Below are 23,639 nucleotides of genomic sequence, written 5' to 3' on the forward strand. Positions count from 1 at the left end.
ATGAGCAAGCCCAAGATCCTGGTCGCACGCGCGATCTTTCCCGAAACCATCGAACGCCTCTCGCAGCATTTCGAAGTCGAGTCGAACCAGTCCGACGAGAGCTGGAGCAAGGAGCAGCTGATCGCCAGGCTCCAGGGCAAGCAGGGCGCCTTTACCACCGGCAGCGAGCGCATCGATGCCGCGGTGCTCGACGCATGCCCCGACCTGAAAATCTGCGCCAACATGGCCGTGGGCTACAACAACTTCGATGTCGATGCGATGGCCGCGCACGGCGTGCTGGGCACCAACGCGCCCGACGTGCTCACCGAGACCACGGCCGACTTCGGCTTTGCGCTCCTGATGGCCACGGCCCGCCGCATTACCGAAAGCGAACACTTCCTGCGCGCGGGCAAGTGGCAGAAGTGGAGCTTCGACATGTTCGCCGGCTCCGACATCCACGGCTCGACGCTCGGCATCATCGGCATGGGCCGCATCGGCCAGGGCATTGCCAAGCGCGGCGCGCACGGCTTCGGCATGAAGGTGGTCTATCACAACCGCTCGCGCCTCGACGCCTCGCTCGAGGCCGAATGCAAGGCCAGCTACGTCAGCAAGGAAGAGCTCCTGAAGACCGCCGATCACGTGGTGCTGGTGGTGCCGTATTCGCCCGCTTCGCACCACACCATTGGCGCAGCCGAAATTGCGCTGATGAAGCCGACCGCCACGCTGGTGAACATTGCGCGCGGCGGCATCGTCGACGATGCGGCGCTGGCCGTGGCGCTGCGTGAAAAGCGCATTGCGGCGGCGGGCCTGGACGTGTTCGAAGGCGAGCCCAAAGTCCATCCAGATTTGCTGACGGTGCCTAACGTGGTGCTCACGCCCCACATTGCGAGCGCCACCGTGCCCACGCGCCGCGCCATGGCCGAGCTTGCGGCCGACAACCTCATCGCCTGGTTCGGCGGCAAGGGGCCGCTCACGCCCGTCACGCCCGTTCCGGCGGCCGGCAAGTAACACCCACAAATCCAAGCGAAAACAGCGATCCCATTTTGCAATCGACCGACTTGATTCTTCTTCTGCTGGCCGCCTTTGCCGTGGTGCAGCTCGTGCTGGTGATCTGGCTGCTTGCGCGCCGCCAGCCCAAGCCCGACCACAGCGAAATGCTCACTGTGCTGGCCGCCATGGGCGCGGCCAACGAACGCACGGAGCGCGAGCTGCGCCATGAAATCGGCGAGAGCTCGCGCGGCGCGCGGCAAGAAACCGCACAGGCCTTCGCCACCTTCCAGCAGGCACTGGTGCAGCAGGGCGCCGAGGCCACGCGCACGCAGAACGCGCAGCTCGATGCTTTCTCGCTGCAGCTCGCATCGCTGCAGAAGAGCTTGGCCGACACGCTCAACACACAGCTGCAGGGCCTGAGCGATTCCAACGCACGCCGTCTCGCCGAAGTGCGCGAGACCATGGAAGCGCAGCTGGCGCAGCTGCAGCAGAGCAACACCGCCAAGCTCGACGAGATGCGCAAGACCGTCGACGAGAAGCTGCAGAGCACGCTCGAGGCGCGGCTGGGCGAAAGCTTCAAGCAGGTGGCCGACCGGCTCGAGCAGGTGCACAAGGGCCTGGGCGAAATGCAGACGCTGGCGGTAGGCGTCGGCAGCCTGCAGCGCGTGCTGACCAACGTGAAGACGCGCGGCGTGTTCGGCGAAGTGCAGCTCGAGGCGCTGCTCGAGCAGGTGCTCACACCGGACCAGTACGCCAAGCAGATCGAGACCAAGCCGCGCAGCGGCCAGCGGGTGGACTTTGCCATCCGCTTTCCGGGCCGTGGCGACGACGGCGCGCCGGTCTGGCTGCCGATCGACGCCAAGTTTCCGCGCGACGACTACGAGCGCCTGATCGATGCGCATGAGCGCGCCGATGCGGCCGGGGCGGAGCTTGCCGCGAAGGCCCTCGAGGCGCGCATCCGCAGCGAAGCCAGGTCGATTGCGGAGAACTACCTTGCCGCACCGCACACCACCGATTTCGCGATTCTGTTCCTGCCGGTCGAAAGCCTCTACGCCGAGGTGCTGCGCCGACCGGGCCTGATGGATGCCATCCAGCGCCAGCACCGCGTGACGCTGGCGGGGCCGACCACCTTGCTCGCAATGCTCAACAGCCTGCACATGGGCTTTCGCACGCTGGCCCTCGAGCAGCAGGCCTCGGAGGTCTGGAAGGTGCTGGGCGCGGTCAAGACCGAATTCGAGCGGTACGGCGAATGGGTGTCGCGCATCAAGGAGCAGGTGGCCAAGGCCTCCGACACGCTCGACAAGGCCGACACGCGCGCCAAGCAGATGCGCCTCGCACTGCGCAAGGTCGAGGCGCTGCCCGAGGCGCAGTCGCAGGTGCTGCTGCCCCCCACGGCCGACAGCGAGGGCGACGACACTCCGTGAAAGGCTCCGAACTGCTGCGCGTGATCGGGGCCCAGGTGTGCCTGCACGCCACCATGGCCGGCATGCGGCTCGCAACGCCGCTGCTGGCGCTGCAGCAGGGATACAGCGCAGCGGCGGTCGGCGTGCTGATTGCGCTGTTCGCGCTCACGCAGGTGTTTCTTGCGCTGCCGGCGGGCAGGTTTGCCGATAGGCACGGCTTCAAGCGGCCGCTGTGGCTTTCGGTCCTGGCGGCTTCGGGCGGTGCGGGGCTCGTGGTGATCTTTCCGGTCTTCCCGGTCATGTGTCTGGCGGCGCTGCTGACCGGCGGTGCCACGGGCGCAACGGTCATTGCGCTGCAGCGGCATGTGGGCCGCTCCGCCACCAACGCCACGCAACTCAAGCGCGTGTTCAGTTGGCTCGCAATTGCGCCCGCGGTCGCCAATTTCGTCGGCCCGTTCGTCGCCGGCATGCTCATCGATCACGCCGGCCGGGCGCCCGCGGACATGCTGGCATTCCGGGTCTGCTTTGCGGCCATGGCTCTGCTGTCCATCGCCTGCTGGCTGTTTGCGCGCGGCGCGCACGAACCTCCGCCCGTCGCGCCCGCGGCAGGGGCCGCACCCACGCGGGCCTGGGACCTGCTGCGCGAACCGATGTTCCGGCGGCTGCTGTTCGTGAACTGGCTGCAGTCGTCGAGCTGGGACGTGCATGCCTTCGTGCTGCCCGTGCTGGGGCACGACCGCGGCATCAGCGCTTCGGTCATCGGCTCCATTCTTGGTGCCTTTGCCATTGCGGCGGCCGCCATCCGAGTCGTGCTGCCGCTCATCGCCTCGCGCGCGTCGGAGCGCAGCGTGATCCTGATTTCGACCATCGTCACGGCGGCGGTGTTCGCGGTCTATCCGCTGCTCGATTCGGCCTTGACCATGGGGCTCTGCTCCGTGGTGCTGGGCTTCGCGCTCGGGGCCGTGCAGCCCATGGTGATGAGCATGCTGCACCAGATCACGCCGCACGAGCGGCACGGTGAGGCGCTGGGCCTGCGGCTCATGACCATCAATGCATCGAGCGTGGCAATGCCGATGCTGTTCGGCTCGATCGGCGCGCTGATCGGCATTGCCGGCGTTTTCTGGGTGGTGGGCGCCGTGGTTGCGCTGGGTGCCCGGGCCACCTGGGGCTTGAAGGCCTGAAAGCCCGAGGCGCGGCGCTGTTTGCGCTTACAGCTTGTAGAAGCGCTTGATGGCGTCCCACGCGTCTTCGGGCGCGTCGACGTACTCGAACAGCTTCACGTCCGTCGGCGAAATCACGCCTTCCTCGACCAGGAAGTCGAAGTCGATCAGCTTCTTCCAGTAGGCCGAACCGAACAGCACGATCGGCACCGGCTTCGACTTCTTGGTCTGCACCAGCGTGATCACTTCGAACAGCTCGTCGAGCGTGCCGAAGCCGCCCGGGAAGGCCACCAGCGCCTTCGCACGCATCATGAAATGCATCTTGCGGATGGCGAAGTAGTGGAACTTGAAGCTCAGTGCCGGCGTGACGTACGGATTCGCTTCTTCTTCCATCGGCAGCGCAATGGCAAGGCCGACCGAAAGGCCGCCACCTTCATGAGCGCCCCGGTTGGCCGCCTGCATGATGCCGGGGCCGCCGCCGGTGCAGACGAAGAGCTTGTCTTCGGGCTGCTTGCCTTCGCTGTATTGCGCCACCAGCTTGCCGAAGGCACGCGCCTTCTCGTAATAGTGCGAGCTGCGCGCCAGCCGGCGCCAGCGCTCGGCCGCGACGGCATCGCCGCTGGCTTCGGCCTGGGCGACCAGCGCGGCAGCTTCTTCCTCGCTGCGGAAGCGGGCGCTGCCGAACACCACCACGGTGTTTTCGATGCCGTGGGCGCGCTGCTCGAGGTCGGGCTTCATCAGCTCGAGCTGCATGCGGATGCCGCGGGTTTCGCGGCGCAGCAAGAACTCGGGGTCCGCGAAGGCGATGCGCGAGGGATCGGGGTCGAGCGGGAGGCCTTTTTCCGAATGCGTCTTGAGCGTGGCCCAGGCATCGGCGAGGCGTTTGTCGTGAAGGTCGTGCGTGTTGTTCATGGAGGAATCAGACAGGAAGACGGGTGCATTGTGCAGCCTTGCAACCGGCATGCCCGCCGGTTCAGAAAGTGCCGTGCCGCCCCGCACCTCGCACAAAACGCTCGGCGCCCGAAGCGCCTTCGGCCGCGACGATCGGAACACCCAGGCGTCCCTCCTGCTGCAGCGCCTCGGCGAGCGGCAACTCCCACTGGGCGTAGGCGGAATGGCGATCCGCCAGCATGCATTGCTGTGGAAAGGCCGCAATCTCGCGCGCAAGCGCTTCGGCTGTCTCGCGGGCCTGGCCCTTTGGCACGAGGCGGTTCACCAGGCCCATGGCAAGCGCTTCCTGGGCACTTACGGGCCGGCCCGTCAGGATGAGGTCAAGCGCGCGGCCCATGCCGACAATGCGCGGCAGCCGCACGGTGCCGCCGTCGATCAGCGGCACGCCCCAGCGGCGGCAGAACACGCCCAGCACCGCATCTTCTTCGGCCACCCGAAGGTCGGCCAGCAGGGCCAGCTCGAGCCCGCCGGCCACCGCATGGCCGCTGATGGCGGCAATCAGTGGCTTGCTCAGCGCCATGCGAGTCGGCCCCATGGGCGCGGAGCCGCCAGCCTCGGGGTCGAGCTCATTGCGCCGGGCAGGATCGGCGACCGCGCCCAGGTCAGCGCCAGCACAGAAGGTGCCGTGCTCGCCCCACAGCACGGCCACGCGCTGGCTTTCGTCGGCTTCGAAGCGCTCGAAGGCGGCGCGCAGCGCGTCGGCCATGGGCCGGTCGACGGCATTGCGCTGCTTCGGGCGGCTCATGACGATGGTGCTGACCGGCCCATCGATTTCGGTGCGAACGCTGGCGTACGTGTTCATGAGGGCAAAGGGTACGCCCATCAACGAAAAAAGGCTCCTTTCGGAGCCTTTTGTCAGGGTGGCGGTTCGGCCCGCCAGCAAGCGCTTAGACGCGCTTGCGGTATTCGCCGGTGCGGGTGTCGATTTCGATCTTGTCGCCTTGCGAGACGAAGAGCGGGACCGGCACTTCGAAGCCGGTTGCGATCTTGGCGGGCTTGAGCACCTTGCCCGAGGTGTCGCCCTTGACGGCCGGCTCGGTCCAGGTGATTTCGCGCTCGACGCTGGTGGGCAGTTCGACCGAAATGGCCTTGCCGTCGTAGAACACCACTTCGACGGGCATGCCGTCTTCGAGGTAGTTCAGGGCGTCGCCCATGTTCTCGGCTTCGACTTCGTACTGGTTGTACTCGGTGTCCATGCAGACATACATCGGATCGGCGAAGTAGGAGTAGGTGCACTCCTTCTTGTCGAGCACGATCTGGTCGATCTTGTCGTCGGCCTTGAAGACCACTTCGGTGTTGAAGTTGGCGATCAGGCTCTTGAGCTTCATGCGCACGGTGGCGGAGTTGCGGCCGCCGCGGCTGTATTCGGTCTTGAGGACGACCATCGGGTCCTTGCCGTGCATGATGACGTTGCCGGCGCGGATTTCTTGAGCGATTTTCATATCAGGTTCTCTGGATGTTGGCCGCTCGGTGCACGGGGCCATGGGCGACGTTTGCAATGTTGCGGTGCAACGTCTTGCCGGCGTTCTTGGCCCCGCGGTACATGTCCCGCGGCAGGTTTGGCGGACAGCATCTCGGATCTGTGTAATCCGGGCCGAAATCCGCAAAGCCTGCTATTTTAGCTTTTTCCGGCGACCAGATGCCGCAGTTGCGTGACCAAGTCCTCTTGTTGGCACAGCCTTTGGCGGGCGGCGAGCACCGTTTCACGCCACGCGTCCAGCGTTTCGAGAGGGGGCAGGGCGCCGTCGCCAAAGCCGTTCCAGGCGTGGTGAAACTGCCGAAGCGAGGGCGGAGCGCCGAGCCAGTCGAGCCAGGCGCCGAGCTTCACGTGGTGCGCGTCATCGTCCTGCGGGTAGATTTGCCAGACCAGCGGGGCGCCGGCCCAGAGGGCGCGCACCAGCGAATCTTCGCCGCGCACGAAGTTCAGGTCGCAGGTCCACAGAAGATGGTCGAAATCGGGCTGCGTGAGGTAGGGCAGGTATGAAATTGATAGCGCTCCCCAGTCTGAAAACCCGTGGTCCGGCCGTTGCCGGCTTGAAAAGAACGCCCTGATCGCATGGGCGGCGCGGCCTGAAGTCACCAGGAGCCGGGTCGGCTGCGGATCTGCCGCCAGTTGCTCGAGCAGGGTCGCCAGCGCCGGGGGTTCGTAGCAGAAGAGCGAGACGAGCCGCTCGCCTTCACGCCAGGGGATTTCCTGCGCCGCCAGCCATTGCCCGCGGTCGAAATGCGCCCGCCGTTCCAGGAGGCCGGGCTCCCGCAGCAGTCCGCCGGTGGCCGGCGTGAAGCCGGGATAGAAAAAGCGCTTGGTCAGTCCCGCACCAGGTCCCTTGAACACCGGCGAAGGCAGCCCGTGCAGCCGTTCCACATAGGGCTCGGCCGACAGGTATTCGAGATTGATCCACGCCCGGCCCGGCCCGCCCGCGGCCGGCGGCTCGGCGAAGCGGGCGATCAGCTCGGGTGCCGGTTCGCAGCCGAAGGCTTCGATCAGCACGTCGGGCGGCGGGGCCGCGGCCGCCTGCCGGACGGCGGCGGCGTCGAGCCAGTCGACCACGCTCACGCCCTCGCAGCCGGCGGGCGCCATCCAGTGCAGCGCCGTGGCGTCGTCGATCCACAGCCGGACGCACTCGCCGAGCGCTGCCAGCTGGCTGGCCAGCCGCCAGCACACGCCCAGGTCGCCGTGGTTGTCGATGACCTTGCAGAAGATGTCCCATTGCATGGCGCCAGTGTGCCCGTCTTCGGCGGGCCGGGGCAGTGGTGGCTGCTTGGTATGCTGGCCGGCACCACAACATCCCGGAGCGAGAAACCATGCGCATGAAGACCCGCCGTTCGCCGCTGTTCCCTGGTTGCCTTCGCACGGCGAGAACCGTGCTCGCCCTGTCCTTGGCCTTGGGCGGCGTCGTGGGCGCCTCGGCGCAGACCACGCCGTCGCTCACGCCGCAACAGCAGCGGTTTCATGGCATCTACAAGGAGTTGATCGAGATCAACACCAGCCATTCGGTGGGCGACAACACGCTGGCGGCGCGTGCCATGGAAAAGCGGCTGGTCGATGCGGGCTTTGCCCCGGGCGACATCCAGATCTTCGAGCCCTTCCCCAAGAAGGGCAACCTGGTGCTGCGCTTCAAGGGCAACGGCAGCAAGAAGCCGTTGCTGCTGCTGGCGCACCTCGACGTGGTCGAGGCCAAGCGCGAAGACTGGAAGACCGATCCTTTCAAGCTGCAGGAAACCGGCGGCTACTTCACGGCCCGGGGTTCCATCGACGACAAGGCGATGGCCGCGGCGCTTGTGTCGGTGCTGGGGCAGCTCAAGCAGGAAGGCTTCAAGCCCAGGCGCGACATCATCCTGGCGCTGACGGCCGACGAGGAGCGCGGCGATGCGCTCAGCAACGGCGCCTTCTGGCTCATCAACAACAAGCCCGAGCTGCTGCAGGCGGAATTCGGCATCAACGAAGGCGGTGGCGGGGAGCTGCGCGGCGGCAAGCCCAACCTGCACCGCATGCAAGTGGCCGAGAAGATGTACACCACCTACATGCTCGAGGCGCGCGACGTGGGCGGCCACAGCTCGGTGCCGACCAAGAGCAATCCGATCTATGCGCTGTCGGCGGGCCTGGAGCGGCTGGGCAACTACGCGTTCCCGGTCAAGCTGGCCGATGTCACGAAGACCTATTTCGCACGCAGTGCGCCGTTTGCCACCGGCCAGCTGGCGGACGACATGCGCGCCATTGGCAGCGGCAACCCCGATGCCGCGGTGATCGAGCGGCTTTCGGCCAATCCGGCCTACAACGCGCAGCTGCGGACCACCTGCGTGGCAACCATGGTGCAGGCGGGGCATGCCGAAAATGCGCTTCCGCAGTCGGCCAAGGCCACGGTCAATTGCCGCATCCTGCCGCATGACGACCCCGAGGAAATCGAACGCCTGCTGACCCAGGCCATCGGAAACGACAAGATCGTGGTGCGCAATGTCGGCAAGCCGCTGCGCAGCCCGGCCTCTCCGCTGAACGGCGATCTCGTGAAGACGGTCGAATCGGTGACGCAGGCCATGTGGCCGGGTGTGCCCGTGGTGCCGGCAATGAGCACGGGCGCTACCGACAGCCGCTTCATGCGCAATGCCGGCATTCCGATGTACGGTGTGACGGGCATGTTCCTCGACCCGGCGGACGCGCGCGCCCACGGGCTGGACGAGCGCATCGAGATCCAGCGGCTGTATGACGGTCGCGAGTTCCTGTATCGGCTGGTGAGCGAACTCGCCAAGTAACTCCGGGTCATAAGAAACGCGGCGGCCGAGCTGGTCGCCGCGTTTCTGCTTTCTTCAGCGCGCCACAATAGCCGCCATGTCAGACGTGCATTCCGATCAATTGCTCAGCGAAGTCGCGGCCCTGCCGCAGCTGCCGGGCGTGTACCGCTATTTCGATGCATCCGGCGCGGTGCTCTATGTGGGCAAGGCGCGCAACCTCAAGAAGCGGGTTGCGAACTATTTCCAGAAGAGCCATGGCGGCACGCGCATCGGCCACATGATCTCGAAGATCGCGCGCATGGAGACCACCGTGGTGCGCTCCGAGGCCGAGGCGCTGCTGCTCGAGAACAATCTCATCAAGACGCTCAAGCCGCGCTACAACATCCTGTTTCGCGACGACAAGAGCTACCCGTACCTGAAGATCGCCTCGCACGAGTTTCCGCGGCTGGCCTACTACCGCGGCGCGGTCGACAAGAAGCACCGCTATTTCGGGCCGTACCCGAGCGCCTGGGCGGTGAAGGAATCGATCCAGCTGCTGCAGAAAGTATTCAAGCTGCGCACCTGCGAAGACACGGTGTACGCCAACCGCACGCGGCCTTGCCTGCTGTACCAGATCAAGCGGTGCACCGGGCCGTGCGTGGGCTACATCACGCCCGAGGCCTATGCGCAGGACGTGGCCAGCGCCGAAGCCTTTCTGATGGGCGACACGCAACTGGTGTTGTCGAAGCTCGAGGCACGCATGACCGAGCACGCGGAGAAGCTCGAATTCGAGCAGGCGGCGGAGCTGCGCAACCAGATGTCGGCGATTTCTCGTGTGCTGCACCAGCAGTCGATCGAAATTGCTTCCGACAAGGACGTGGACATCCTCGCCGTGAAGGTGCAGGGCGGCAAGGCCTGCGTCAACCTGGCGATGGTGCGCGGCGGCCGGCACCTGGGCGACCGCGCCTACTTTCCCGTGCACGTGGAAGACGCCGCGCAAATCCATCATGGCGAGCTCGATGCGGAAGAGGGCGTGGTGCCCGCGCCGGCCGATTCGATCGAAGTGCAGGTGCTCGAGGCCTTCATTGCCCAGCACTACATCGACGTGCCGGTACCCGCCACGCTGGTGCTGAGCCATCTGGTGGGCCGCGAGCTGATCGAAGCCATCTCCCAGCAGGCCGGCTCGCGCGTGACGGCGGTGTTCCAGCCGCGCGAGCAGCGCCGGCACTGGCTCGAAATGGCCGAGACGAACGCGGGCCTGCAACTGGCGCGCCTCCTGGCGGAAGAAGGATCGCAGCAGGCGCGCACCCGCGCGCTGGCCGATGCGCTGGAGCTTGCGCCCGACGACCTCGACAACTTTCGCATCGAGTGCTTCGACATCTCGCACACCGCGGGCGAGGCGACGCAGGCATCCTGCGTGGTGTTCGAGCACCACACGATGCAGAACCGCGAGTACCGCCGCTACAACATCGAGGGCATCACGCCCGGCGACGACTACGCGGCCATGCGCCAGGTGCTGCATCGCCGGTACGGCAAGCTCGCCGAGGCAATGGCGGCCGAGACCGACGCGCCGCCCATGGGCGATGCCGCGGGCGCGGGCACCGATGCACCCGCGAGGACCAAGGCCGCGCGCATGCCCGACCTGGTGCTGGTCGACGGCGGCAAGGGCCAGGTGTCGATGGCGCGCGAAGTGTTCAGCGAGCTGGGCCTGGCGCTCTCGCTCATCGTGGGCGTGGAGAAAGGCGAGGGCCGCAAGGTCGGGCTCGAGGAACTGGTGTTTGCCGACGGCCGCGAGAAGGTCTACCTGGGCAAGGACTCCGCCGCCCTGATGCTGATCGCCCAGATCCGCGACGAGGCGCACCGCTTCGCCATCACGGGCATGCGTGCCAAGCGCGCGAAGGTGCGCGTGGGCGGCAGCCAGCTCGAAGACATTCCGGGCATCGGGCCGAAGCGCCGGGCGCGCCTGCTGCAGCGTTTCGGCGGAATCCGCGGCGTGGCGGCCGCCAGCGTCGAGGACATCGCATCGGTCGAAGGCATTGCCACCGACCTTGCCGAGGAAATCTATCGCGCACTGCACTGACGCCGATTTGCCCTTTGGCCTTCGGCCGGTCACGCGCGCATGACACAATCGCCCGCATGTTCTGGACCCTCCCGACCATCATGACCTGGACGCGCATCGTCGCGATTCCATTGATCGTTGGCGTGTTCTACCTGCCGATCGCCGAGCCGATGCGCAACCTGATTGCCACGGTGATGTTCATCGTCTTTGCCGCCACCGACTGGCTCGACGGCTATCTGGCGCGCAAGCTCAACCAGACCTCGTCCTTCGGCGCCTTCCTCGATCCGGTGGCCGACAAGTTCCTGGTGTGCGCCGCGCTGCTGGTGCTGGTGCACCTGCAACGCGCCGATGTGTTCGTGGCGCTGATCATCATCGGCCGCGAGATCGCCATCTCGGCGCTGCGCGAATGGATGGCGCGAATCGGCGCTGGCAAGAGCGTGGCGGTCCACATGATCGGCAAGGTGAAGACCACGGTGCAGATGGTCGCGATTCCGTTCCTGCTCTATGACGGGCGCCTGTTCAAGGTCATCGACACGGGCCTCTGGGGCCAGTGGCTGATCTGGATCTCGGCGGTGCTCACCGTGTGGTCGATGGTCTATTACCTGCAAAAGGCCATTCCCGAGATCCGGGCCCACAGCAAATGACGGCGGCGGCCGCGGCACGTGGCTCCGGGTGGCTGCGGGCCATGCCGGCGGTCTTCGTGCTGATCTGGAGCACGGGTTTCATCGTCGCGCGGTACGGCATGCCGTATGCGCCGCCACTCAAGTTCCTGGCCGTGCGCTATGCGCTGTCTCTCGTGTGCTTCTGCATCTGGGTCGCTCTCGCGCGGGTCGCCTGGCCGAAGGAGCGTGCGCAGTGGGGGCACCTTGCGGCCACGGGCGTGCTGATGCAGGCGGGTTACCTGGGCGGCGTCTGGGCTGCTGTGCATGCGGGCATGGGCGCGGGGCTGGTGGCGCTGATGGTCGGCATCCAGCCGGTGCTGACCGCCATCTGGCTTTCGTTCACCGGCGGGCGCATTTCGCAGCGCCAATGGGCAGGGCTGGTCCTGGGATTTGCCGGCCTGGTGCTCGTGGTGTCGCGCAAGTTCGGGCAGGGCACTGAAGTCAGTGCGTTGACGATGGGGCTCGCCGTCATGGCGCTGCTTTCGATTACCGCGGGCACGCTGTACCAGAAGCGCTTCGTTGCGCCGTGCGACGTTCGCAGCGCGAGCGCCGTGCAGATGGCGGCGGCGTTGCTCGTGACCTTGCCCTTTGCGGCCATGGAAACGCAGGGCATCGAATGGAACGTGTACTCGACCGGCGCCATGGCGTGGTCGGTGCTGGTGCTGTCGCTCGGCGGCAGTTCGCTGCTCTACATGCTGATCCAGCGCGGCACGGCCACCGCCGTTACCAGCTTGCTGTACCTTGTGCCGCCATGTACGGCGGTGATGGCCTGGCTGCTGTTCCGCGAGCCGATCACCCTGGTGACCTTGCTGGGCATCGGGCTGACTGCGGCGGGCGTGAGCCTGGTGGTGCGCAGCGAGCGCTGACCGGGCGCGTTTTTCTTTCAGCGCGGCGAACCGGGCTTTCCCGGCTTCCAGGGTTCGCCGCGGAACTGTTCGGCCAGATGGTCGAGCAGCAGGCGCACGCGGCGCGGCGTCTTGGGGCGCCAGGGCGCGATCCAGTGGATGTCCGCATCGGGCATGGCATAGTGGGGCAGCACGCGCACCAATTCGCCGGACGCCAGTTGCGGCGCAATATCCCACAGGCTGCGCAGCATGATTCCGTGGCCGGCCAGGCACCAGTCGCGCACCATCTCGCCGGAATTGCTTGTCAGCGGCCCCTGAACGCGCACGCGCGCCGTGCTGCCGTCGCGCGCGTGGCGCAGCGTCCACAGCGCGAACTGGTGCTGGTTGACCTCGCCGTTTTCGCGCGCCACCAGGCAGTCGTGCGTGCCCAGCGCGTCGACCGTGGCCGGCAGGCCGCGCCGCTCTATATATGAAGGAGAGGCGGCAAGCACGCGCTGGTTGCGCGCGATGCGGCGCGTGACCCAGTCGGCCGCGCGGCGCTGCTGCACGGCCCAGAGCCACAGCGCGCCGTCGTAGCCTTCGGCGCCGAGGTCCGGGAGCCGCTCGGTCAGCAGCAGCTCGATCTGCAGCCCGGGGTGCCGCGCCTGGAACGCGGCCAGCGCGGGGCCGAGCCAGCGCCGGCCGAACCCGAAGGTGGCGGCGAGCCGTATCGTGCCGACCAGTTCGTTCTGCCGTTCGCCGAGTTCGCTTTCGAGAGCCGCAAAACCCTCGAGCAGCGCCTTGGCATGCAGGCAGACAGCCTCGCCCTCGGCCGTGACGCTGAGCCGGCGGGTGGTGCGTTCGAACAGCCGCTGGCCCAGCCGCGCCTCGAGTGCGCCCAGTCGCTTGGTCACCACCGAAGGCACCACGTCCAGCGTGGCGGAAGCGCCCGCCAGGCTGCCCTGGTCGCGAATGGTCAACACCAACTCCAGGTCGCCCCGGTCCATCGACAATGAATTCATGCCAGATTGGAAAGTATGAATTGGCTGATTGTTGCTTGATGGCCGGCAGAGCGCAACGCACAATGGCTGCGTGACTGCTTCCTTCTTCGACTTTCCTGAATTCGACATCGAACGCAACGGCGTGCGCGTGCATGGCCGCATCGGCGGCCGCGGTGCTCCGTTGCTGCTGTTGCATGGCCATCCGCAGACGCACCTCATCTGGCATCGGGTGGCACCGGCGCTTGCCGAGCGGTTCACTGTGGTGGCGGTGGACTTGCGCGGCTACGGCGACTCTGGCCGCCCCGCGGACGACGCCGAGCACGTGGCCTATAGCAAGCGCGAGATGGCGCTCGATGCACTCGCCGCCATGCGGCACCATGGCTTCGAACGCTTCGGCGTGCTTGCACACGATCGCGGCGCGCGTGTGGCGCACCGGCTGGCGGCGGACCATTCCGCTGCCGTCGATCGCATGCTGCTGCTGGACATCGCGCCCACGCTCTCGATGTACGAGAACGCCGGCGAGGCATTTGCTCGCGCTTACTGGCACTGGTTTTTTCTGATCCAGCCGCCGCCGCTGCCCGAGGCGCTGATTGCTTCGGACCCTGTGCGCTACGTGCGCAGCGTGATGGGCGGGCGCCACGCGGGGCTCGCGCCCTTCGCGCCCGAGGTGCTGGCCGAGTACGAGCGCTGCGCCGCAATAGCGGGCACGGCCGAATCCATTTGCGGCGACTACCGGGCTTCCTCCACCATCGACCTCGTGCATGACCGCGCCGACATTGCCGCCGGCCGGCAACTTGCGCAGCCCCTGCGCGTGCTTTGGGGCGAACACGGCGCGGTAGGCCGGTGCTTCGACGTGCTGGCGCTCTGGCGCGAATGCGCCCGGCAGGTTTCGGGCCGTGCATTGCCGTGCGGCCACTATGTTCCGGAAGAAGCTCCCGGCGAGGTGCTCGCCGAAGCACTCCAGTTTTTTACTCCCCCTCTCCAGCAAGAAGGAACCAGACCATGACCACCCACAGAATCGCAGTCATCGCCGGCGACGGCATCGGCAAGGAAACCATGCCCGAAGGCCTGCGCGTGGTCGATGCCGCGGCGCGCAAGTTCGGTATCGACCTGAAGTTCGACCACTTCGATTTCTCTAGCTGGGATTACTGCGAGAAGCACGGCAAGATGCTGCCCGACAACTGGAAGGACCAGATCGGCGGACACGATGCGATCTACTTCGGCGCGGTGGGCTGGCCCGAGAAGATTGCCGACCACGTGTCGCTGTGGGGTTCGCTGCTGCTGTTCCGTCGCGAGTTCGACCAGTACATCAACCTGCGCCCCGCACGGCTGATGCCCGGCATCATCGCACCCGTGGTGCGCCGCGACGGCACCCCGCGCGAGCCGGGCGAGATCGACATGTACATCGTGCGCGAGAACACCGAGGGCGAATACTCCAGCATCGGCGGGCGCATGTACGAAGGCACGCCGCGCGAGATCGTGGTGCAGGAAACGGTGATGTCGCGCGTGGGCGTGGACCGCGTGCTCAAGTTCGCCTTCGAGCTTGCGCAATCGCGGCCGAAGAAGCATTTGACGAGCGCCACCAAGTCGAACGGCATCTCGATCACCATGCCGTACTGGGACGAGCGCGTGGCCGAAATGGCCAAGAACTACCCGGGCGTGAAGCTCGACAAGTTCCATATCGACATCCTCACCGCCCACTTCGTGCAGCGGCCCGACTTCTTCGACGTGGTGGTGGCCAGCAACCTGTTCGGCGACATCCTGTCCGACCTGGGTCCGGCATGCACCGGCACCATCGGCATTGCGCCCAGCGCCAATCTCAACCCCGAGCGCACGACGCCTTCGCTGTTCGAACCGGTGCACGGTTCGGCGCCCGACATTGCCGGCAAGGGCGTTGCCAACCCTATTGGACAGATCTGGTGCGGCGCGATGATGCTCGAGTTCCTGGGGCACAAGAAGGCGCACGACGCGATTCTTTCCACCATTGAAAAGGTGCTCGCGCCCCAAAGCGGAGCACCGCGCACGCCCGACATCGGCGGCAAGGCGAGCACCAGCGACTTGGGCAAGGCAATTGCCGAAGCGCTTTGAAATAGAGTTCACGAAACGCCCCTAAAATCGCGCGCTCCGCTGTTCTGCATGGCCTCGTGTCGTATTGACACCCTGCAGACCAGTGGTTGTAATCCTCGCTGGCAGCGCGCTGCCGAGGCGTCAGTCCTGCCACACTTCTTGCGCCGCGTCATTCGCGGCCAGGTCGCACTGACGAAAGCCGACCAACTTTATTTCTTCGACAAGGGGCCCTTGTGAACAAGACCGAACTGATTGAGCACATCGCAAAAAACGCCGATATTTCCAAGGCAGCCGCCACGCGCGCGCTCGAATCCACCATCGGCGCCATTCGTACCACGCTCAAAAAAGGCGGCTCCGTGTCGCTGGTCGGTTTTGGCACTTTCGCAGTGGGCAAGCGGGCTGCTCGCACCGGCCGCAATCCCCGGACCGGCGACGCGATTAAAATCAAGGCCGCCAAGATTCCGAAGTTCCGTCCGGGCAAGGCGCTGAAAGACGCGCTCAACTAAGACGTAGACTCGGAGAGTTTCCCGGTGGGGTGCTTAGCTCAGTTGGTAGAGCGGCGCCCTTACAAGGCGTAGGTCGGGGGTTCGAGCCCCTCAGCACCCACCACCACCGATGCAAAGGCGAACACAGGTTCGCCTTTTTTATTGCCGTTCGACATCCGTCGCAAGAGAGTGTTCAAGCATGTTTGATTTCTTCCGCAAGTACAACAAGATCGTCATGATTTTCTTGTTCTTGCTGATCATTCCCTCGTTCGTCCTCTTCGGTGTGGACCGCTACCAGGGCTCCGGCAACGAGGAAAAGGTTGCGCGTGTCGATGGCAACAACATCACCCGTTCCGAATGGGACGCGCAGCACCGCAACGAAGTCGACCGCATCCGGCAGCAGTCGCCGAACGTCGACCCGACGCTGCTCGATTCCGATGCAATGCGCTATGCCACGCTGGAACGGCTGGTGCGCGACCGCGTGCTGGCAGCGGCTGCGGCCAAGTCGAACATGACGGTTTCCGAAGAGCGGCTGACCCGCATCTTCGCGCAGGACTCGGGCCTTGCCGCATTCCGCACGCCGGACGGCAAGTTCGATCGCGAGACCTTCCAGCGCGTGACCGGCCGCACGCCGGAGCAGTACGAGGCCTCGATGCGCGCCGACCTTGCAACGCAGCAGGTGCTGTTGGGCATTTCGGGTACGGCGTTCACGCCGCCCGCGCTGGCTGCCGCCACCATCAACGCCTTTTATGACAGCCGCGAGATCCAGGTCGCACGCTTCACTCCCGATAGCTTCGCATCGAAGGTGACGATCAGCGATGCCGACATCGAGACCTACTACAAGGACCACACGGCGCAGTTCCAGGCCCCCGAGCAGGCCAGCATCGAGTACCTGGTGCTCGACCTCGAGGCAGCCAAGAAGAACGTCTCGGTGAACGAGGCCGACCTCAAGACCTACTACGAACAGAACAAGGCGCGCTTCGGCACGAAGGAAGAGCGCCGCGCGAGCCACATCCTGATTACCGCACCGGCCAGCGCGTCGGCGGCCGATCGTGAGAAAGCCAAGGCAAAAGCAGAACAACTGCTAGCCGAAGTGAAGAAGGCACCCACCACCTTTGCCGATGTGGCGCGCAAGAATTCGCAGGACCCTGGCTCCGCCGAGAAGGGCGGCGACCTCGACTTCGTGACCCGCGGCGCAATGGTCAAGCCTTTCGACGACGCGATGTTCGCGCTCAAGAAGGGTGACATCAGCGACGTGATCGAAACCGAGTTCGGCTATCACATCATCCGGCTGACCGACATCAAGCCGGCCGTGGTGCCTCCGTTCGAGCAGGTGCGCGCCACCATCGAGAGCGACGTTCGCGCGCAACAGGCAACGCAGGAGTTCGCAAAGGCCGCGGAAGCCTTCACCGACGCGGTGTACCAGCAGCCCGACAGCCTCAAGCCGGCGGCGGAAAAGCTGAAGCTCACGATCCAGACTGCAACCAATGTGGCGCGCACGCCCGCACCGGGCGCCACCGGCGCGCTGGCGAGCCGCAACTTCCTGAGTGCGTTGTTTGCGCCCGATTCGCTCGACCGCAAGCAGAACACCGAAGCCATCGAAGTCGGTTCGAACCAGCTCGCATCTGGCCGCGTGACGCAGTACTCGCCGGCGCGTCCCATTCCGTTGGCCGAAGTGAAGGACAAGATCCGCGCGCAACTCGTCACCGAACGCGCCGCGGTATTGGCAAAGACCGAAGGCGAAGCCAAGCTTGCTGCCTGGACCACGAAGGCCGACGGCGCAACCTTTGGCGCACCGGTCACGGTTTCGCGCCGTGAATCGCAGAGCCAGCCGCTGGCGATCATCGATGCCGCGCTGCGTGCCGATGCGTCCAAGCTGCCCGCGCTGGTGGGTGTCGAACTGGGCACCCAGGGCTATGCGGTGGTTCGCGTGACCAAGGTCGTTCCGCGCACGCCTTCGGCCCCTGAGCAGGCGCAGCAAGAGAACGCGCAGGTCGGCCAATCTGTGGCTGCCGCGGAAGACGTGGCGTACTACAACATGCTGAAGGAACGCTTCAAGGCCGAGATCCTCGTGCCGAAGCCAGCTGACACGCTGCCAGCGGCACGCTGACCCGGCGTTCCGTCACACGAGGGACAAGCGCGCAATGCGCTTGTCGCCAGAATCGCATGCATGGGAACCCTCTATCTCGTGCGCCACGGGCAGGCCAGTTTCGGCGCTGCCGACTACGACAACCTGAGCGAGCTCGGACACAGGCAGTCCGTGCGGCTGGGTGAATACTGGCGCGAGCGCGGCATGCACTTCGATGCGGTGATCACGGGCACCCTGAAGCGGCATCGGCAGACCTGGGAGGGCATTGCACAAGGGCTCGGACTGCAGCGCGACGACGTGCTGCCATGGCCCGGGCTCAACGAGTACGACAGCGAGGCTGTCATTGCCACCATCCACGAAGGCAAGCTCGAGAAGCCCGATTCGCCCGAGATGTACCGCCACCATTTCCGCCTCTTGCGCAGCGGCTTGGGCGCCTGGATGCAAGGCACGACCCAGCCTGCCGGCATGCCGAGCTATGTGGACTTTCTGGCGGGCGTGACCACGGCGCTCGACCATGTGCGCGACCGCCACCATGGCGCAAAAGTTCTGGTGGTGTCGAGCGGCGGACCGATCAGCACGGCGGTCGGACATGTGCTTGGCACGAGCGCGGAAACGACCATCGAACTCAACTTGCGCATTCGCAATACGGCGGTGACGGAGTTCGCCTTTACGCCCAAGCGCCACATGCTCGTGACGTACAACACCCTGCCGCACCTGGATGCCCCGGCCTACGAGGGCTGGATCACTTACGCCTGAATCTGCAGCGCCAGAAGAGGGCGTTGAAAGAGGGCGTCGGTTTCAGGCCTGCCAGACGCCATAGCCGTTCGCGCGCAGCCGGATGCCGAGTTCGACCTCCATCGACCGCGCGTCCTCGTAGCTCATCGGGTTGTAGCGCTCATAGAGGGCGGGCAGCAGCCGCAGGCCGAACTCCTGCACGAAGGTGTTCGCCTGGATGCCGGCCTTGTGCTTGTCGAAGCGAATGTCCGGGTCGAGCCCGGTCATTCCGACATAGACGAAAGGCTTGCCGAGTTGATAGTCGGGATTGGCCCGCCTGAAGCGGCCATGGTTCCATACGCGGTCGTCGAGCTCGACCACGTAGACATGATGCTTGGCGCGTGGTTTGCGCGGCATCCCTACGCAGCCCCCGGAATCAGCTCTTGCGCTTGATCAGGCCGTAAAGAACGAGCAGCACGATCGCGCCGAGCACCGACGCGATGAAACCGGCGCCCTGGCCCGCGGTGTACCAGCCCATGGCCTGGCCGACATAGGTCACGATCAATGAACCCGCAACGCCGATCAGCGTGGTCACGATGAAGCCGGCGGAATCGTCGCCCGGCTTGACGGCCCGCGCAACCAGACCCACGATGAACCCGATCAGAATAGTCCAGACGATGCTCATGAAGAAGTTCCTTTGGCGGTGAATTGGAAGAAGCGGGAAAGCATTGCCCGTTGATTCGGGCGACGATCATGATAGCGGAGCAAAACCGGCTCCACGGGCCGGGAAATACATCGGATTTGCGTTCGAGAAATTTGGCGCGGACGACCGCCATCTCTTGCATGCAGCGGCGTCCTACAGGGTGAACTGCCGGACGGGGCTATACCGAAGCCATGCTCGAAAAATTGCCTGAAGTCATTGGCCACGCCCTGCACGGCGTGCGTGCCGGCCTGGACAAGATCGTTTTCAATACGCTCGGAATGCGGCAGGGCATGGCGTCCATCGCCCTGACCAGCGTGGCATTCGTGGACCATGGGCCGCTGCCCCCGCGCTATACGGCCGACGGCGAAGGCTTGTCGCCGCCGCTTCCAGTGGGCCCAACTGCCGGCGGAAACCACTTCGTTGGTGCTGGTGGTGGAGGATGCCGACTCGCCAACCCCGAATCCGCTGGTGCATGCGATCGTGGTGGGGCTGCGGCCGAGCGACGGCAAGCTCGACGAGGCCGCAATTCCGAGCCGCGACAACGAAGGCACTGCCGGCCTGCAGGTTGGCCGCAACTCGGGACTGCAGGCCGCGTGGCTACCGCCGGACCCGCCTCCGGGGCACGGCGCGCACCGCTACGCCTTTCAGTTGTTTGCGCTCGGCAGCGCGCCCTCGTTTTCGTCCACGCCGGGGCGCGACGAAATATTCGAAGCGCTGCGCGAGCATGCACTGGCGAGCGGCCTGCTGATTGGCACCTGCGAAAGGCCGGACGGCTCCATCAAGATCGAGAAGACCGCGCCGGCGGGCCCTTTGGCAACGGGTTGAGCAGGGCTTCAAGCGTCTTTGAATGCCCGGTGGCGAAAACGGGAGTTTTTGACGCTACAATTGCGGGCTCTTCGGTGGCTGTAGCTCAGCTGGTAGAGTCCCAGATTGTGATTCTGGTCGTCGTGGGTTCGAGTCCCATCAGCCACCCCAAATACTTTCCCTGACTGCTATTGCGCAATAGCGTCCAAGGGGGCATGAACGCCGGGCCAGCCCCGGCGTTGTCATTTCCGGCTGTTGCTGCCGTTGGGGCTTAACCCCTTGTATTCCCTCTTTTTGTTCGATAAGAACGCGCGAGCCAAGTGCGCTTTGCATTGTGCGCCGCCGCAAACTAACGGTGCGCCCCGGGTTTTTTCTGGTACCGGCATGCTTGTTTTAAATTGGAATTGAATTAAAATCCGCCCCGTTTCCAATTTTCAGGAGTCCACAATGGCTTCGACCCTTGCCGATATCAATTCCCAGATCAAGAAGCACGACGAGCTGATTGCGCAATTGCGCAAGCAGGCCGAAGACCTCCGCAACCAAGAACGTGCGGGCGTCATTGAAGAGGTGCGCAAGAAAATCGCCGAATACGGTTTGACCGCTTCCGATCTGAAACTCAGCGCGCGCGGCGGGTCGGTCAAGCGCGGCAACGCGGTTCCCGGAGCCAAGGCAGCGGCCAAATACCGCGGCCCGAGCGGTGAAACCTGGTCTGGCGGTCGTGGCCGCAAGCCGCGTTGGGTGACCGAAGCCCTGGCCGCCGGCAAGTCGCTTTCCGAGTTCGAGATCAAGTAAACGCTCGACAGGGCCTTCAGCCAATAAAAAAGCCCGCATCTGCGGGCTTTTTTATTGCGGGCGTGGAACCAACCGGGCGCAGGGCGCTCAGTTCACCATGACGAGTTTTCCTTTGACGCCGCGTGAGCCCATGTGGGTGTAGGCCGCTTTCAATTCTGCCATCGGCATCGTGCTGTCGATCACGGGCTTGATCTTTCCCTGGCCGTACCACTGCGCCAATTCAGCCATCATTTGTGCATTGGCCTTGGGCTCGCGCTTGGCAAAATCGCCCCAGAACACACCAACCAGCGATGCGCCTTTCAGCAGCGTCAGATTCAATGGCAGCGACGGAATCGGGCCCGATGCAAAGCCGACCACCAAATAGCGGCCGCGCCAGCCGATCGAGCGAAATGCCGGCTCCGCAAAATCGCCGCCCACCGGGTCGTAAATGACGTCAGGCCCCTTGCCGTCGGTCGCCGCCTTGATGGCGTCGCGAAAGCCGTTTGGAAGCGCATGCGTCGTGTAGTTGATGGTGGCATCGGCGCCAATGGAGCGGCAGAGTTCGCATTTCTCGTCGGTGGAAGCCGCCGCAATCACTTTTGCACCGGCTGCCTTTGCGATCTGTATGGCCGCGGTGCCCACGCCGCCGGCGGCACCCAGCACGAGCACAGTTTCCCCGGCCTTCAGCTGCGCCCGGTCCATCAGCGCATGCCACGATGTGGCATAGATCATGATGAACGCCGCCGCGTCGACATGGCCGAAGCCTTCCGGCAAAGGCATGCAAAGCGCGGCCGGCGCCAGCGTGTGGGTTGCGAAGCCTCCGGTTCCCGAAAGGCACGCCACGTTCTGGCCGATCGAAAGATGCGTGACGCCTTCGCCCACCGCCTGGACGATGCCGGCGTATTCCGAACCGGGCACGAAGGGCAGGGGCGGCTTGATCTGGTATTTGTTCTGGACGATCAGCAGATCGGGGAAATTGAGGCTGGCAGCCCTGATTTCGATCAGCACCTGGCCCGGACCCGGCGTTGGTGTGGGCAGTTCCTTCCAGGTCAGCGCATCGACGCCGGTGGGGTTTTCGCAAAGCCATGCGTGCATGCTCGGTCTCCTTGGATGAGTCGTGTGTGGGCAATGAATGCGAGGCGATGATAGGGGGCGCGGCAGGGCGCCGTTGTCCCTGCTGCGACGCACCCGGCGCCTACAATCCGGGGCACCCAGAAGCACCATGAAGATACTTATTTCCAATGACGATGGCTTTCAGGCGCCGGGCATCGTCGCATTGCACGACGCCCTGAAAGACATCGCCGATGTCGAGGTGGTTGCACCCGAGCACAACAACAGCGCCAAGTCGAATGCGCTGACCCTGGCCGCACCGCTCTACGTGCACAAGGCGCACAACGGTTTTCGCTACGTCACGGGCACCCCGGCCGATTGCGTCCATATCGCGCTCAAGGGGCTGCTCGACTACCGGCCCGACCTGGTGGTGTCCGGCATCAACAACGGCGCCAACATGGGCGACGACACCATCTACTCGGGCACCGTCGGCGCGGCGATGGAGGCATACCTGTTCGGCATTCCGGCCATTGCGTTCTCGCAGATCGAAAAAGGCTGGGCGCATGTCGATGCGGCCGCGCAAGTGGCGCGCCGGCTGGTTCAGCGGATCGAAAGCGAGCGCATGATCGAAGGCGGCGCTTTCCTGCTCAACGTGAATGTGCCGAACCGGCCGTTCGAGGAACTCAAGCCGATCAAGGTTTGCCGGCTCGGCCGCCGCCACGCGGCAGAAAAGGTGATTACGCAGGAAAGCCCGCGCGGCGAAACGATGTACTGGATTGCGGGCGCCGGCAGCGCCAAGGACAGCGGCGAAGGCACCGACTTTCACGCAACCGCCGCGGGCCACGTGGCACTGACGCCGCTGCAGATCGACCTGACCGATCACGCCAACCTGGCGCAATGGCGCGAGACGGTAGCCCGTCTCGGCAACTGAGCATGGCCACGCAACGGCCTGGTTTCCCGGTTCGCCTGACACCCACCGCATCGGCCGCCACGCGAGGGCGCATGCCCGCCGTGCCGGCCAAGCCAATGGTGCCGGCCACCCCCTCGATGGCTTCCGACGCCGTGCGCGCACGCATGGTGCAGAAGCTCGCCGCCCAAGGCATTACCGACCCCCGCGTGCTTCGTGCGCTGGGCGCGGTGGAGCGGCATCGTTTTGTCGACAGTGCGCTGGTCAACCAGGCCTATGAAGACACGAGCCTGCCCATCGGGCTGGGCCAGACCATTTCCAAGCCCAGCGTGGTGGCTCGCATGATCGAGCTTCTGCTGGGTGCGCCCGCGTTGGTGGGCAAGCCGCAAGAGCGGCTCGGACGCGTGCTCGAAATCGGCACCGGCTGCGGCTACCAGGCCGCGGTGCTGAACCATGTGGCCACGGAGGTCTACAGCATCGAGCGCTTGCGCGGGCTGCACGAGCGCGCGCGCGCCAACCTGCGGCACTTCCGGCTCGCGACCGTGCACCTGATGCTCGGCGACGGCATGGTTGGCTACGCCAAGGGTGCGCCCTACGCAGGAATCATCGCCGCCGCAGGCGGCGAAGCGGTCCCGCAAGCCTGGACCGATCAACTCGCAGTGGGCGGACGCATCGTCGCGCCCACGCAATCGGCGGGGGGCGGACAGGCCCTCGTCGTCATCGATAAAACCGCCCGTGGACTGGAGCGCCGCATTCTTGAGGCGGTTCACTTTGTCCCCCTAAAATCGGGCATCGCTTGAAGGAACAACAC

At 65.3% G+C, this 23,639-nt stretch carries 24 protein-coding genes and 2 tRNA genes; 18 read left to right on the top strand and 8 right to left on the bottom strand.

Annotated features, from left to right (window positions below):
- From M0765_RS18340 to M0765_RS18350, 3 genes are read left to right on the top strand one after another with little or no spacing between them, the layout of a single operon-like run.
- Positions 1-987, top strand: coding sequence for a 2-hydroxyacid dehydrogenase (locus M0765_RS18340; RefSeq protein WP_258505242.1), 987 nt, complete (start codon positions 1-3; stop codon positions 985-987).
- Between the two features lie 50 nt (positions 988-1,037).
- The gene (locus tag M0765_RS18345) at positions 1,038-2,393 is read left to right on the top strand and encodes a DNA recombination protein RmuC (RefSeq protein WP_126747364.1); all 1,356 of its coding nucleotides are present in this window, start codon (positions 1,038-1,040) and stop codon (positions 2,391-2,393) included.
- Positions 2,390-3,553, top strand: a complete 1,164-nt coding sequence (locus tag M0765_RS18350) for an MFS transporter (protein WP_258505243.1) — start codon at positions 2,390-2,392, stop codon at positions 3,551-3,553. Before M0765_RS18345 ends, M0765_RS18350 begins: the two co-directional genes overlap by 4 nt.
- A 27-nt stretch (positions 3,554-3,580) precedes the next feature.
- Here the strand turns inward: M0765_RS18350 and M0765_RS18355 are convergent, their stop codons facing one another.
- From M0765_RS18355 to earP, 4 genes are all read right to left on the bottom strand, one after another.
- Positions 3,581-4,444, bottom strand: coding sequence for an LOG family protein (locus M0765_RS18355; RefSeq protein WP_258505245.1), 864 nt, complete (start codon positions 4,442-4,444; stop codon positions 3,581-3,583).
- 61 nt (positions 4,445-4,505) lie between these two features.
- Positions 4,506-5,285, bottom strand: a complete 780-nt coding sequence (locus M0765_RS18360) for a crotonase/enoyl-CoA hydratase family protein (protein WP_258505246.1) — start codon at positions 5,283-5,285, stop codon at positions 4,506-4,508.
- A gap of 85 nt (positions 5,286-5,370) precedes the next feature.
- Positions 5,371-5,925: an elongation factor P gene (gene efp, locus M0765_RS18365; RefSeq protein ID WP_012746921.1), complete on the bottom strand. Its 555-nt coding sequence runs from the start codon at positions 5,923-5,925 to the stop codon at positions 5,371-5,373.
- 176 nt (positions 5,926-6,101) lie between these two features.
- The gene (gene earP, locus M0765_RS18370) at positions 6,102-7,199 is read right to left on the bottom strand and encodes an elongation factor P maturation arginine rhamnosyltransferase EarP (protein ID WP_258505248.1); all 1,098 of its coding nucleotides are present in this window, start codon (positions 7,197-7,199) and stop codon (positions 6,102-6,104) included.
- Between the two features lie 89 nt (positions 7,200-7,288).
- Here earP and M0765_RS18375 point away from each other — a divergent pair, with 89 nt between their 5' ends.
- The 4 genes from M0765_RS18375 (at position 7,289) to M0765_RS18390 (ending at position 12,279) form a co-directional block, all read left to right on the top strand.
- A complete protein-coding gene (locus M0765_RS18375) occupies positions 7,289-8,734 on the top strand; it encodes a M20/M25/M40 family metallo-hydrolase (protein ID WP_258505250.1) in 1,446 nt (481 codons plus the stop codon).
- Positions 8,735-8,810: 76 nt separating this feature from the next.
- Positions 8,811-10,772 (top strand): excinuclease ABC subunit UvrC, encoded by a 1,962-nt coding sequence (uvrC, locus tag M0765_RS18380; RefSeq protein ID WP_258505252.1) that lies wholly within the window; start codon positions 8,811-8,813, stop codon positions 10,770-10,772.
- 56 nt (positions 10,773-10,828) lie between these two features.
- Complete coding sequence (gene pgsA, locus M0765_RS18385; protein WP_126747358.1) at positions 10,829-11,395, top strand: CDP-diacylglycerol--glycerol-3-phosphate 3-phosphatidyltransferase; 567 nt, start codon at positions 10,829-10,831, stop codon at positions 11,393-11,395.
- Complete coding sequence (locus M0765_RS18390; RefSeq protein ID WP_443303855.1) at positions 11,392-12,279, top strand: DMT family transporter; 888 nt, start codon at positions 11,392-11,394, stop codon at positions 12,277-12,279. Before pgsA ends, M0765_RS18390 begins: the two co-directional genes overlap by 4 nt.
- Before the next feature lie 17 nt (positions 12,280-12,296).
- On the opposite strand, the gene M0765_RS18395 is transcribed toward M0765_RS18390, so the two are convergent.
- Complete coding sequence (locus tag M0765_RS18395; RefSeq protein ID WP_258505256.1) at positions 12,297-13,259, bottom strand: LysR substrate-binding domain-containing protein; 963 nt, start codon at positions 13,257-13,259, stop codon at positions 12,297-12,299.
- A gap of 70 nt (positions 13,260-13,329) precedes the next feature.
- Here M0765_RS18395 and M0765_RS18400 point away from each other — a divergent pair, with 70 nt between their 5' ends.
- The 6 genes from M0765_RS18400 (at position 13,330) to M0765_RS18425 (ending at position 18,635) form a co-directional block, all read left to right on the top strand.
- On the top strand, positions 13,330-14,244 hold the full coding sequence (locus M0765_RS18400) for an alpha/beta fold hydrolase (protein WP_258505257.1): 915 nt from the start codon (positions 13,330-13,332) through the stop codon (positions 14,242-14,244).
- Positions 14,241-15,326: a tartrate dehydrogenase gene (locus M0765_RS18405; RefSeq protein ID WP_258505259.1), complete on the top strand. Its 1,086-nt coding sequence runs from the start codon at positions 14,241-14,243 to the stop codon at positions 15,324-15,326. Before M0765_RS18400 ends, M0765_RS18405 begins: the two co-directional genes overlap by 4 nt.
- Before the next feature lie 212 nt (positions 15,327-15,538).
- Positions 15,539-15,811 carry an HU family DNA-binding protein gene (locus M0765_RS18410; RefSeq protein WP_007830705.1) on the top strand — a complete coding sequence of 91 codons (273 nt, stop codon included), beginning with the start codon at positions 15,539-15,541 and terminating at the stop codon, positions 15,809-15,811.
- Between the two features lie 27 nt (positions 15,812-15,838).
- Positions 15,839-15,914 (top strand) — tRNA-Val (locus M0765_RS18415).
- A 75-nt stretch (positions 15,915-15,989) separates the two neighbouring features.
- Positions 15,990-17,900, top strand: coding sequence for a SurA N-terminal domain-containing protein (locus M0765_RS18420; RefSeq protein ID WP_258505267.1), 1,911 nt, complete (start codon positions 15,990-15,992; stop codon positions 17,898-17,900).
- A gap of 60 nt (positions 17,901-17,960) precedes the next feature.
- Positions 17,961-18,635 carry a histidine phosphatase family protein gene (locus M0765_RS18425; protein ID WP_258505268.1) on the top strand — a complete coding sequence of 225 codons (675 nt, stop codon included), beginning with the start codon at positions 17,961-17,963 and terminating at the stop codon, positions 18,633-18,635.
- 42 nt (positions 18,636-18,677) lie between these two features.
- Here M0765_RS18425 and M0765_RS18430 read toward each other — a convergent pair whose 3' ends face one another.
- The gene (locus tag M0765_RS18430) at positions 18,678-19,010 is read right to left on the bottom strand and encodes a hypothetical protein (protein ID WP_126747351.1); all 333 of its coding nucleotides are present in this window, start codon (positions 19,008-19,010) and stop codon (positions 18,678-18,680) included.
- A gap of 19 nt (positions 19,011-19,029) precedes the next feature.
- On the bottom strand, positions 19,030-19,278 hold the full coding sequence (locus tag M0765_RS18435; protein ID WP_126747350.1) for a GlsB/YeaQ/YmgE family stress response membrane protein: 249 nt from the start codon (positions 19,276-19,278) through the stop codon (positions 19,030-19,032).
- Between the two features lie 348 nt (positions 19,279-19,626).
- Between M0765_RS18435 and M0765_RS18440 the strand changes: the two genes are divergently transcribed.
- From M0765_RS18440 to M0765_RS18450, 3 genes are all read left to right on the top strand, one after another.
- On the top strand, positions 19,627-20,121 hold the full coding sequence (locus tag M0765_RS18440; RefSeq protein ID WP_258505270.1) for a YbhB/YbcL family Raf kinase inhibitor-like protein: 495 nt from the start codon (positions 19,627-19,629) through the stop codon (positions 20,119-20,121).
- A gap of 74 nt (positions 20,122-20,195) precedes the next feature.
- Positions 20,196-20,271 (top strand) — tRNA-His (locus M0765_RS18445).
- A 276-nt stretch (positions 20,272-20,547) separates the two neighbouring features.
- Positions 20,548-20,892, top strand: coding sequence for an H-NS histone family protein (locus M0765_RS18450; protein WP_258505272.1), 345 nt, complete (start codon positions 20,548-20,550; stop codon positions 20,890-20,892).
- Positions 20,893-20,979: 87 nt separating this feature from the next.
- On the opposite strand, the gene M0765_RS18455 is transcribed toward M0765_RS18450, so the two are convergent.
- On the bottom strand, positions 20,980-21,966 hold the full coding sequence (locus tag M0765_RS18455) for an NADPH:quinone oxidoreductase family protein (RefSeq protein ID WP_258505274.1): 987 nt from the start codon (positions 21,964-21,966) through the stop codon (positions 20,980-20,982).
- 127 nt (positions 21,967-22,093) lie between these two features.
- Here M0765_RS18455 and surE point away from each other — a divergent pair, with 127 nt between their 5' ends.
- Together surE and M0765_RS18465 are read left to right on the top strand one after the other, a co-directional pair.
- Entirely contained in the window at positions 22,094-22,852 is a 759-nt protein-coding gene (surE, locus tag M0765_RS18460; RefSeq protein WP_258505275.1) for a 5'/3'-nucleotidase SurE, read from the top strand.
- Between the two features lie 2 nt (positions 22,853-22,854).
- Complete coding sequence (locus tag M0765_RS18465; RefSeq protein ID WP_258505276.1) at positions 22,855-23,628, top strand: protein-L-isoaspartate(D-aspartate) O-methyltransferase; 774 nt, start codon at positions 22,855-22,857, stop codon at positions 23,626-23,628.
- Positions 23,629-23,639 lie beyond the last annotated feature (11 nt).

The organism is Variovorax sp. S12S4 (genome assembly GCF_023195515.1).
Taxonomy (GTDB): domain Bacteria; phylum Pseudomonadota; class Gammaproteobacteria; order Burkholderiales; family Burkholderiaceae_C; genus Variovorax.